General features: G+C 39.4%; 8 protein-coding genes and 1 pseudogene. All 9 read right to left on the reverse strand.

Going from position 1 to position 12,487, the window contains the following annotated elements; all coding sequences use genetic code 11:
- Positions 1 to 9 precede the first annotated feature (9 nt).
- The 9 genes and pseudogenes from glgP to K6969_RS09815 all read right to left on the reverse strand — a co-directional run bounded on the left by glgP (position 10) and on the right by K6969_RS09815 (position 12,485).
- Entirely contained in the window at positions 10 to 2,274 is a 2,265-nt protein-coding gene (gene glgP / locus K6969_RS09775; protein ID WP_029174122.1) for a glycogen/starch/alpha-glucan family phosphorylase, read from the reverse strand.
- Positions 2,267 to 3,775: a 4-alpha-glucanotransferase gene (malQ, locus tag K6969_RS09780; protein ID WP_171943069.1), complete on the reverse strand. Its 1,509-nt coding sequence runs from the start codon at positions 3,773 to 3,775 to the stop codon at positions 2,267 to 2,269. Before malQ ends, glgP begins: the two co-directional genes overlap by 8 nt.
- 182 nt (positions 3,776 to 3,957) lie before the next feature.
- Positions 3,958 to 6,057 (reverse strand): AAA family ATPase, encoded by a 2,100-nt coding sequence (locus K6969_RS09785; RefSeq protein ID WP_029174124.1) that lies wholly within the window; start codon positions 6,055 to 6,057, stop codon positions 3,958 to 3,960.
- A 528-nt stretch (positions 6,058 to 6,585) separates the two neighbouring features.
- On the reverse strand, positions 6,586 to 6,996 hold the full coding sequence (locus tag K6969_RS09790) for a peptide deformylase (RefSeq protein WP_105130490.1): 411 nt from the start codon (positions 6,994 to 6,996) through the stop codon (positions 6,586 to 6,588).
- Positions 6,997 to 7,218: 222 nt separating this feature from the next.
- Complete coding sequence (locus K6969_RS09795) at positions 7,219 to 8,421, reverse strand: IS110 family transposase (RefSeq protein WP_321537509.1); 1,203 nt, start codon at positions 8,419 to 8,421, stop codon at positions 7,219 to 7,221.
- 168 nt (positions 8,422 to 8,589) lie between these two features.
- Entirely contained in the window at positions 8,590 to 9,882 is a 1,293-nt protein-coding gene (locus tag K6969_RS09800) for an aminoacyltransferase (RefSeq protein ID WP_171942963.1), read from the reverse strand.
- The gene (locus tag K6969_RS09805; RefSeq protein ID WP_029173965.1) at positions 9,882 to 11,108 is read right to left on the reverse strand and encodes a peptidoglycan bridge formation glycyltransferase FemA/FemB family protein; all 1,227 of its coding nucleotides are present in this window, start codon (positions 11,106 to 11,108) and stop codon (positions 9,882 to 9,884) included. Before K6969_RS09805 ends, K6969_RS09800 begins: the two co-directional genes overlap by 1 nt.
- 156 nt (positions 11,109 to 11,264) lie before the next feature.
- Positions 11,265 to 11,983: pseudogene (locus K6969_RS09810) on the reverse strand (MerR family transcriptional regulator).
- A 61-nt stretch (positions 11,984 to 12,044) separates the two neighbouring features.
- Positions 12,045 to 12,485, reverse strand: a complete 441-nt coding sequence (locus K6969_RS09815) for a UPF0158 family protein (RefSeq protein ID WP_171942962.1) — start codon at positions 12,483 to 12,485, stop codon at positions 12,045 to 12,047.
- Positions 12,486 to 12,487 lie beyond the last annotated feature (2 nt).

Here is a 12,487-nt window from a genome sequence, read left to right on the forward strand (position 1 = left end):
TGTTTTGGATTAGTTACTGTGCCAGATATCTTCGTTGTACTGTTCAATGGTACGGTCAGATGAGAAGAATCCTGCTTTGGCGATGTTGTGAACAACTTTCTTGTTCCAAGATTCTTGATCTTCGTAGTCTGCAAAGACTTGCTCTTTAACTTCGATGTACTCTGCTAAGTCAATCAAGGTCATGAACCAGTCTTTAGAAATCAATTCATGGTGCAAGCGACCAAGACGTTCTTCATTACCAAGTGCTTTCACTTCATCACTAATGATAAAGTCAACCGCACGTTTGATGTTGGCATCACCATTGTAGTAGTCCGCAGACACGTAGCCAGCCTTGTCGTACAAGTCAATAATAGTATCTGAATCCTTACCAAATGTGTAGATGTTATCCATGCCTGCTAATTCTGCAATCTCAACGTTAGCACCGTCCATAGTACCAAGTGTCAAGGCACCGTTGAGCATGAACTTCATGTTACCTGTACCTGACGCTTCTTTAGAAGCCAATGAAATTTGCTCAGAAATATCTGTTGCAGGGATGAGTTTCTCAGCAACTGTCACATTGTAGTTTTCTACCAAGTGAACGTTGAGGTACTTGCTCACTTCTGGATCGTTGTTGATCAACTCAGACAAGCAGAGAATCAAGTGAATAATGTCTTGGGCAATCACGTAAGCTGGAGCTGCCTTACCACCGAAGATAACGGTGATTTTACGTTTTGGCAGATTGCCGTTTTTGATTTCAAGATACTTGTGGATGACATACAAGGCATTCATTTGTTGACGTTTGTACTCGTGGAAACGTTTGATCTGTGTATCGATGATAGAGTTTTCATCCAATTCGATTCCCTTATTGTCTTTCAAATAACGTTTAAGGGCCAACTTGTTGTTGAACTTGATTTCTGCCAACTTAGCATGCACTTCCTTGTCATCTGCAAAGGCAAGCAATTTCTCAAGCTTAGTCGCATCTGTCAAATACTCATCACCAATCAATTCCTTGATATAGTCAGCGAGGTCTTGGTTAGCAAATTCCAACCAACGGCGGAAAGTGATACCGTTTGTTTTATTGTTGAATTTTTCTGGGTAAAGCTCGTAGAAAGCTTTCAATTCAGAGTTTTTGAGGATTTCTGTGTGAAGCGCAGCTACACCGTTCACTGAGTTAGAGAAGTGGATATCCATGTGAGCCATGTGTACACGACCTGATTCATCAATGATTTGGACTGCTGGGTCTTTAATTTCTGCACGAATAAGGGCATCCAATTCTTTGATAATATCAACCAAGTGCGGCACCACTTCTTCAAGGAACTCAAGTGGCCATTTTTCAAGTGCTTCCGCCAAGATAGTGTGGTTTGTGTAACCAGTCAGATTCTTAACGATGGCAACTGATTCCGCAAATTCAATACCATGCTTTTCAGTCAAAAGACGGATCAACTCAGGAATCACCATTGATGGGTGAGTATCGTTGATTTGCACATAAGCGTAGTCAGCCAAGTCATGCAAGTTTGAACCGCGCTCAATTGCTTCATCAATCAAAAGTTGAGCAGCATTTGATACCATGAAATATTGTTGGTAGATACGGAGCAATTCACCATTCTTATCAGAATCATCTGGGTACAAGAAGAGTGTCAAGTTTTCTTTAATATCAGTCTTGTCAAATGAAATACCGTCTGTAATCAAGTCATAGTTTACTGACTCAATATCAAACAAATTGAGGTAGTTCTTAGTCTCTTTTTTATAGCCAAGAATATCAAGACGATCCAATTTTGATTTCAAAGTGAAGTTTTTGAATGGAACATCATAGCTGATAGTTGTTGGAATCAACCAAGAATCATTTTCAATCCAGAAGTTTGGCTCTGCTTCTTGCTCATTTTTCTTAAATACTTGGCGGAAAAGACCACAGTGGTAGTTCAGACCAACACCTTCACCGTTGATAGCAAGTGTTGACATAGAATCAACGAAACATGAAGCCAGACGTCCCAAACCACCGTTACCAAGTGATGGTTCTGGTTCAACATCTTCAACTTGAGCCAATGATTTACCAGCTGCTGCCAATTCTGCTTGAATGTCTTTGTACACGCCCAAGTTAATCAAGTTGTTTGACAAGAGTTTACCGATAAGGAACTCAGCTGAGATATAGTAAACTTTACGTTTTCCTGTGTTTTTTGGTTTTGAAGCTGCTGCATCTTTTACGTAGTTTAACAATTGAAGATAGATTTCTTCATTTGTCAAATCAGCTAATTTCTTCGAAGTATTTGTTTCTGCAAATGTTGTAAATTTAGTCATGGTTTTCATTTCCTCGTTGGTATAGTAATGTCATTTTGGTCAAGAAGTCTTTGCGTTCTTGTGTCAAGTCTTCAGCTTTCATGCGCCATTCCCAGTTTCCACCGATAGTTGACGGCATATTCATTCGACTTTCTTCACCCAAGTCTAGGACATCTTGCATGGTTGCAATAGCTGTATCACTCACTGTTGCAAACAGCATACGGAGCATAGCTTGGCTAACTTTTTCAATCGGCTTACGGTTGCTATAGGCGTCCACGTATTCTTGTTGTTCTGGATCAAGATTGTTGTACCAGCCATTGACAACCTCATTATCGTGAGTTCCAGTGTAGGCAACTGAATTTGGAATGCAACGGTGTGGAGCATCGATACTCTTGCCTGTTACATCAAAGAAACCAAATTCTAAGATTTTCATGCCTGGATAGCCACAATCTGCAAGCAATTTGCGAGCTTTAGCGTCAATGTTTCCAAGGTCTTCTGCAATGATTGGAAGGTCTCCAAGTGTTTCTTTGATAGCCTTGAAGAGATTGTAGCCAGGACCTGGTTCCCAAGTTCCAACTTTTGCCACCTCTGCCTTACCATCAACTTGCCAGAAGTCTGAGAAACCTTTGAAATGGTCAATCCGAAGGACATCATAAAGTTTGAAACTTTCATGGATACGATAAATCCACCAGTTATAGCCAGTTTTTTCATGTTCTGGCCAATCGTAAATAGGATTTCCCCATAATTGACCATCTGCCGAGAAGTTATCAGCTGGTACACCTGCTACATAAAGCGGCTTGCGTTCACTGTCCAATTTGAATAGTTGGGGTTTTGTCCACACTTCAACGCTATCAGCAGAAACATAGATTGGCATGTCTCCGATGATTTTGATGTGGTGTTTGTTGGCATATTCTTTCAATTGTTTCCATTGGCTGAAGAAGAAATACTGTGTGACTTTGTAGTAGTCGATTTGATTTGCCAATTCTAAGCGGTACTTATCAAGAACTTCCTCGTTGCGAGCTACAACTTTTTTATCTTCCCATTCTTGGAGAGCTTTATTACCAAAGTATTCCTTGATAGCCATGAACTCAGCATAATCTGTCAACCAAGATGAGTTAGCCTTTTCAAACTCTAGAAAAGCAGCTTTCTTCTTATCATCTTGTAAAAATGCTTGAACTGCCTTCTCCAAAATTGGTCGACGGACTTGATAGATAAGAGCATAGTCTACTTTTTCAGGATTATCTCCAAAATTTACATCTTGGAAATCTTCTGTTACCAATAAGCCATCTTCAACCAAGAGGTCAAAGTCTATCAAATGTGTATTTCCTGCAATAGCAGAGAAAGACTGGTAAGGAGAATCTCCATAGCTTGTAGTTGTTAGTGGTAAAATCTGCCAGTAGGTTTGCTTGGTTTCCACCAAGAAATCTACAAAATCATAGGCAGACTGTCCAAAAGTACCAATACCAAACTTACCTGGAAGTGAGGTAATATGCATCAAAATTCCACTGGTACGATTTGTCATAAAAACGTTTTCCTTTCTGTCGGTTACGAATATAGTTTAACGCAAACGTTTGCATTTGTCAAGGATTTTATAAAAAAAGTTTTAATATGCTCTAGAAAGCCTATTTTATAGCATTTGTTAGCGAATAACAAAAAAGAAAAAATCAGATAGTTCTATCCGATTTTTCAAATTCTTCACTATTTTTAAGCAAAGCTTTGCTCTTTTATTTGGATGCTTCCATCAACCACATCCGCTTCCAGATATTTGACATCAACATGATCCAAATAGTAATCTGTTACCTTGTCTCGAATCTGATTTTCAATCACGCGGCGCAGAGGACGGGCTCCCATGGCCTTGTCATAGCCTTCTTCCATCAAGAATTCTTTGGCAGCTTCCGTTACCATTAATTGGATGCCTTTCTTCGCCAGGGTATTATTGACCTGGGACAAAAGTAATTCTACAATGGCTTTGAGATCATCTTTACCCAAGTGCTTGAATTCGATAACTGCGTTAAAACGATTAAGGAACTCCGGACGGAAGAATGGTGCGATGCGGTCCATGATGTCTAGCTCTTCTTCACCTTCTGCCATTCCATAACCAAAACCAGCATTGGAAGTCGCGATAATAATGGTATTTTTAAAGTTAACTTGGTTGCCCTGTCCATCAGTCAAATGCCCGTCATCTAGCACTTGCAAGAGAAGGGTAATCACTTGCGGATCTGCCTTTTCAATCTCATCCAAGAGGACAATGGAGTAAGGATTGCGGCGGACACGTTCAGTGAGAGTATGGGAATTGTCATCGTAGCCAATGTAGCCAGCTGTGGTACCGATTAATTTGGAAACGGCTGTCCGATCGCTGTATTCAGACATATCCAAACGAATAATGGCATCCTTGTTACCAAACAAGTCTAGCGCTAACTGTTTTGCCAACTCTGTCTTACCCACACCTGTCGGACCGACAAAGAGGAAGGAACCAATCGGACGGTTGCCATCATCAAAACCTGCACGATTCCGACGAATGGCACGGGATACAGCTTCCACCGCATCGTCTTGACCGATAACCTTAGCTGCCAGGCGATTTTTCAATTCCTTGAGTCGTTCAATATCAGAAGCTCCCATTTGAGAGACTGGAATTCCTGTCATCCGCTCAACCGCCTGAGCCACATCATTAACAGTCGCAACAACTTTTTGACTTTCGGTATGGTTGTCAATCTGTTTTTGTAGCTTATCAATACGGACTTTTTCATTCAAGGCTTTTTCATAATCCTCTTTTTCAGCTGCTTCCAACTGCAACTGTTTTGCCTCAGCCATTTCTGCTTCTAAGGTCTGAATATCTGTCACAGGATGTTGTGCAGCCAAGTGTGCAGCAGTCACATCGACTAGGTCAATGGCCTTATCAGGCAAGCTACGTTGTGGAATATATTGGACGGAATAATCAACCGCAGCTCTCAAGACCTCATCTGGCAATTCAATATTGTGGTGGGCTTCATAAAGCGGCTTAATCCCTTTCAAAATCTGGTAGGTGTCTTCTGCGGACGGAGCATTAACCTTGACTTCATTGAAACGACGAGCCAGAGCGGCGTTCTTGTGAATGGTATTGCGGTATTCGTCCTGTGTAGTGGCACCGATAACCGTCAATTCCCCACGGGATAAAGCTGGTTTGAGAATATCCGCTAAACCCTTGGAACCTGAGTCCCCACCAGTGCTACCAGCTCCCAAAATCTGATGAATTTCATCAAAGAAGAGAATGATATTTCCTGCTTTTTTGACTTCATCCACAAGATTCTGCACATTTTCCTCAAAAGCACCACGATACTGAGTCCCAGCTTCCAAGCCTGAAATGTCGATGGAGATGATTTCCTTGTTCTTAATGGCTGCTGGCACATCTCCGTTGACAATGGCTTGAGCCAAGCCTTCTACTACCGCTGTCTTTCCGACACCCGCATCACCGACCAGAACAGGGTTGTTCTTGGTACGACGAGCTAGGATTTCAGAGGTTTCTTGGATTTCCTTGTTTCGTCCAATGACTGGATCCAACTTACCTTCACGCGCATCTTGGGTCAAATTGCGACCCAGTTTTGCAAGAATCCCGTCTGACTTTATCTGACCTTTGGCCTGTGTTTGAGCCACTTCTTCTGTCTGTGGCAAGCGACCAGTCTGACGGTAAATGGCAAATTCCTCCGGCGTCACCTCACGACCATTGATCGCATAGCGACGGCGTTCGGTGCTGTAGCCTCCCATGTTGCCCATGAGTTGATTGAAAATATCGTCCATGTTGTTAAAGTTATTGAAATTGTTGTTCATAGTAGTTACCTCGTTTATAAATTCTATTTCTTTTGACTTTTACTGACCTTTGTTTTAAAAAAATTGATTTAGTCTTTTAGTTTGCTTTTAGTACTAGGCAACGAGCTGAAGGCAGTACTGGAGTACGGCAAAGCGAGTCAACGCAGTAATAAAAGATAAACTAAATGACGCTAATAGGGTATAATCTTATCTTTCATAGCAACCTCCTCAGAAGTTTGTCCTTTACTGACCAATTAGTCAATTAGTCAATTAGTCAGTCAAACAGCATTTTGTTTGACCTAAACTGATCTTTTGTTCAAAGAATTCGTAAGGTCCTTTACCTTACGAATCTTATTCTACACCATTGGTCAGTAAAAGTCAACAGTTTTGTTTGACCTTTTTTGACTTTTTATAGTCGAATGAATTAGCTTTCAGACAAGGAACAAAGGCGCAGGCTATACTAAAGTATGGCAAGGCGAAAGTGACGATGTATCAAAGTTAATTCAAATGACTATAAAAAAATCTACCTGACGGTAGATTTGGTAGCTACTAGATGATAATCCCTTCCAAATGATCTAGTTCATGCTGAACAATCTGGGCTTGGAAGTCTGTCAGCTTTAGGTTCTGCTTTTTCCAAGAAGCATCAAAAAACTCCACTTCAATCTCCTGATAGCGAGTGGTCGGACGGATACCTTCGAGCGACAGGCAGCCCTCTTCTGTCTGATAGGGCTTGGCCTTGCTGATGAGGACGGGATTGTAGATGACCAGGTTGGTGAAGCCCATGTTGACGATGATAATCCGCTTTTTGACGCCAATCATGTTGGCCGCCATGCCCACGCAGGCGTGAGCGTTGGCTACCAAAGTATCCTGTAAATCCTGACCGACCTGCACATCTAGCTGAGTCGCAGGCTCAGACTTTTGTTGCAGGAAGAAAATATCTTTCATAATAGGTTGAATCATGGGGACCTCTTTCGATAAAGTATATAGTATTATTTTACTATTTTTTCTACCATTTGTCAAGCCTATCAAGGTATTTGATGAAAAATATGTTAAGTTCAATAGTCAAAATAAGGAAATTGTTTTCTTTTGGACTAAAGTTTCGTGTAAAAAAGAGTACACGAAATGAACACCTTATGTTGAAAATTTTTGGTAAGGTGTTACAATAATATAGCATAAACAATCTTACTGATTTTGGGTAGAACGATAATCGTAAAGTTTGTTATGCGTTATGAGGTAATACATTGTCCGAATGAGACGATGTATGGAGGCAATCGTGTGTGGCTTTGTAGAAGTCGTTTGCGATTGTCTTTTTCGTTTCTCATAAAAGTCGGCGATATGGCAAGGATTGGTGTGACTGGCTGAAGCGATATTGTGAATACATTTGAACAGAATCTTTCTAGCGTAGGGATTGCCACGCTTGGTAATGTGTTCCTTAGCGAGGAAGTTGCCAGATTCATAGTGTCTCAGATCAATACCGATAAAGGCATTGATTTGGTTGGCAGACTGAAAACGGCGAATATCTCCCAGTTCACCAATAATACTTGTTGCAGTAGTCTCAGCTATTCCAGGAATAGAGAGCAGAATGTCATATTCAGGTAATGGCTGAGCTAGTTCCACCATTTGGTCTAGGACAGTTTGTCTCTGTTCAGAAAGCCGAAGCAATTCTTTTGCATAATAACGAACCTCTTCCAGCATTGGAGAGGTTTTCTTGACGGCACAATAAGATTGATTAGCTAGTGCTATCAGCTTCTCAGCTAAATACGCCACACGCTTGTCAGAAATCCGTTTTGAGGTGGACTGACGAATGCTCTCTAAGAGTTCGTCCTTGCTTAAATCAAGCACGAAGTCCTTGTAAGGAAACGCAGTAACTAAGTTCCAGTATTGTTCCCCAGTTGGCTTTGATAAGACAGTCTCTATCTCTGGAAACGTGACTTGCAAGACCTTGTGCAGACGGTTTTTAGCTCGAACGATGTCCTCAGTTAAGTTCTGATAGAAGCGACTTAAATCTCGCAGTTCTTGATAGACTTCTTCTTGGACATAAGTGGGTTTACGATTCAGCACAAATTGAGATTGAGCCAGTTTTTCAGCGTCAATTTGATCTGTTTTCCTCACACGCAAGCTATCCAGTTGCTTCTTAGCTTCTAAGGGATTAAGCCTTGTATAAGCATAGCCATTATCTTCTAGAAAAGTTTGGAGACGGCGAGAATAGACACCTGTTGCTTCAAAGATGATTTCTGGCTTATGGACGGTTTTCAAATCGCCAAGTAGCCGAGCAAAGCCGATGGCGTCATTGGACATGGTATAGCCATGAACTTTCTCACCATTGACTAGAATGGCCACTTCTGAACTTGCCTTACTCACATCAATCCCAAAAACTGCACGCATGATATTACCTCTTTGTCTTGAATGATTCCTTGTTTTAGTGATGTCATTTTCAATACTCGACGTCTGGCGTCCCACATACTTTGATAACATTCTTTCTAAAACAGGTGTCTTGCCAGTTTTTGATGCGACGTCTAGCGTCAAAAGAGTTCTCGACTTAACAAGACACCTCTACTTTAACATAAAGAAAAAGTAGTGACTACTCTCTCCCGTCGGAGATTTCCTCACTACTAATCTTAGTATGTTTTTGATAATTTGAATTATTTTATGCTTTATCGGATGAGGATAGTAACGAAAAGTACCAGCTTTTCTCAAAATATACCCATTAAAATTTTGCTTAAAGCGAAGAACACCATCCGAGCCATCGAATAAGCCTGTAATCCCTAAGAAATTATAAAACTTGATAGATTTTTTTATTGCCTTCTTCATTGCGAATTCTTGTAAAACGATTGGAGCATAGAAACTACTGAACTCCTCAAGTGAACCACTAAATAAATACACCAATTCTTGTTTAGTATATATAAACAAACTAGCAGCAATATCTATATCAGATGTCCCATATTTGTTAATCCAGTGTTCAGCATTTTGTTTTCGTTGCTCAAAACTCTCTATTTGACTTTCAATTTCGCGTAGTTCATTCCCTTTTTTTCTAGATTTCGGATTTATACTCAAATCTTGCACTAAATTCTCTGCTATTTTTTTCAATTTATCTTCTTGAGAATGTAATAAATCTAGATAGGTAGTCAGATTCAAACTTGCAATTAAGAAATCCGCTCCATCACTAAATGTATCAAATAGATCTTGATAATATTCTAACGGTTTATCTGTATAATCTCTTCTGTTTGAAGTAGTTTCTGTTATAGCTTTAAATCGCGGTAGTTCATCCTTTGTTAATCTAATAATTTTCAGTCCAAAGCTATTAGCCTTCTTACTAAGAACTTTCCCTTTTTTACTAAAGGAGGATACTAAGGTATCTTCAGTAATCCCCTCCAAATCCTTCACATAATGCCAAACCGGCTCTCCATTTGGATAACCTGTTTGTAAGCCATCATGTTTAAATCCAACTTGCACCATCTTCTCAATTAGTTGAGTATCTGCTTCACTAATTGGATTCCCTACACTATCAAAGAGTTGATAGGTTTGGGAAGGCTTGACCACCAATTCAAGTACGCCTTCACGCTTAGCATAGTTTTTTAAAGATTGATAAAATTCCTCTAAATAAGCATCATCGGTAACCAGCGGTCCAGAATTCAATTCCATATACAAACCACCAGCCATCTTCTTACAGAAAAGCAAAGTAGAAATAACGATTTCTGATTGTGAATTTTTAAAACCAGCATAGCGAACATCATATCCTCGCTTGGATAGTAATCCGGCCATCTCAATAGATTGAAAAAATGATTTTTCATTTACTTGTTCACAATGCTTTAAAAATTCTTCTTTAGTTATTTGACAAAAAGTCATTATTTTTTCTTCCTTAATTTTTTTCTAATTTCCAGTAAAACTTGAAAAATCTTATATAATATTGGCGAAACAATAAGATCGAATTCGCCGATATACTCTTCTACTACTGGATTCAAATGTGATTTAAAGTGATAAAGGCCTCCGTCTAAAGTTGGCTCTATTCCTCCTAAATTTTGCCATTTCACACCTCGTTCGAATGCACACTTTGCTGTCTCCACCCATGTTAGTAAAGCAGGCTGATAATGTTTAAACTTTTCATCCATACCAGCATAGATATTTTCAGATGTTCCTGCAAAATCAATTGTCAAAGTACCAGCCAATGGAACTAACTTACTCCCGTTACGAATCAGAGAATGTATCATTTCTAATTCTGTATTTATTCTTCGGGTTTCTTTTTTATAATTTTCAATCTTCGATTGTCTCGTAGTGGAGGTGAAAGTCATGGCTTCTTTTACTAATTTTTCTTCAAGATAAGATAACTGTTCATATCTCTTTGCTAAATCCAAATAGGCAACTACAATATAAGAATTTTCTGGATAGGCATTCAATATTTTTTGATAATACTCTCTCCCCCGCAAGCGAATAGATTTGCGCTCCTCAGTCTTTTTTAATAGCTCTGAAAAATCTCTTAACAATTCCTCACGACCAATTCGAATCTCAATACCTTTATTACGCGCCGACCGAATATTTTGTCGAACTCGTTTATTTAGTGATTCCTCTGAGAAGGATTCGCTATACAATACTGCATGACAAGTAGGTTGGATTGTAGCCGACATGGTCTGCACTCGACCAGACCAAATACCTCCCAAATCAACAATCCTATCTTTGACGGCAAGTACATTTAATTCTTCTTCCCTATCTCCTGTTATAGTTTTACTAGATAGTCGAATAAATGGATCGAATTTTATAACAACACTGCGTTCTCGCAGGGCAAATTCTTTAATGGACTTAAATACAAATGATACTAATTCAGCATCTTCATAATCCATTACAGGACCTCTAGGTATATAAATCATCGTAAAACCAAATGGTACTACCAACCTTCTGATAAGAAGAGAAGCAACTGCCACTAATTTCCCATCTTTAAAAAAGCCTAGTCTCTCATTTCGCCACTCACTTTTTACGGTTGCCCACTGACTGCTCTGCAAGAGATTGGCCTGTGGTGATTGTTTTACAAATGAATCATGTTCCTCAGCAGAAATGCCTATTTTATAAGTGTAAAACATTGATTATTCCCCTTGCTCATAATTACTTTTAACGCTAATTAGGAAGGGCTTGCCCGTAGTGTCAAGCCCTGCTATACTAGTATAGCAGTCGATTTTGTCAAGTATTTTGTCCTGTTTTCAGTAAAAAAAGCCTAGTTTTCACTAGACTTTTCTTATTTATTTTACACAATAAATCGCAATCGCTTGACTGACAAAGGACGCTGTACCTTCTCCTCCCACTTGATCAATAAATTGAGTAAACCGGTTATCTGCAATATACATTTGTCCTAGACTTGCTAGAATTTCATTGGTACAATTATAAAAATTCTCACTAATATAAGCTTTAAGAACCTCTACTTGTTTCTGAACTTTAGAATCATCAGCTGATAAATTCTTCATTTTTCCAAATTCCATCATAATACCAGATATTTCTGAACTTATCTGAGCAAACCCTTCCTGATTTGTCTTAGCAGAAAATTCCTGAAAAGCTACGGTATTACCCCATCTTTCTTTAGCTTCCTCCTGGAAAGCCAACAAATCCGACTTATCAAACACTTCAAAATTCATGTAATTTTCTCCCTTCTGCTGTAAAGACTTGGCATGCTTTATGACTTTTTCCAAGTGTTTCTTTTTCAACTCCAGTAATCTAATCTGGTCTTTCAAAGCCGCTTCTCTGTCATACGCCGCATTCCCTACAATTTTTTTATTTCTTTGAGAGGAAATTCCAATTCACGAAAAAGTAAGATTTCTTGCAACTTTTCAAACGCCTCATTATCATAATAACGATATCTGTTTTCCGCAATAAAACTAGGTGTCAGCAAATTTATTTCATCGTAATAATGAAGTGTGCGCACACTGATACCTGAAAGTTGACTCACTTCCTTAACTGTTTTCATGGAAAATCTCCTCTCTATAATCAGTATAAGGGGTAACGTAAGGTGAGAGTCAAGGGAAATATTACATTTTTTTCAGCTGGTTGTCCACAATAGCAATCTTATTTTCCTGGCACCATTCCAGTACAAGTTCTTTGTAACATTGTGTTTCAAAGGCATACCATTCTTCCAAACGGTAACATCTCTCTAACTCATTCTTAAAACGTCTAAAAGCACCGCGCCCTCGAATAGCTCGAAATAGACGGCCAGACAAGTCTCCATCAGTCAAATCAGAAATATAGAGCTCCATAAATGTGTAGGGATTGAAGTCATAATAGGTCGGCAGCCGTACGAACCTTCCCGTCACATCCTCCTCAATCTCTTCTTCTAAACCTTCACAGGATTCAAGCCCCGTTTCCTCAACAGACAGATAGACTAATTCATCTAAATAGCTATCATAATAGTACCTATCACCTTGACTAATCATCTGCAACGAATCAACCACATCTTGAAACCAAACTGCCATAT

The organism is Streptococcus suis (assembly GCF_019856455.1).
Lineage (GTDB): Bacteria > Bacillota > Bacilli > Lactobacillales > Streptococcaceae > Streptococcus > Streptococcus suis_AE.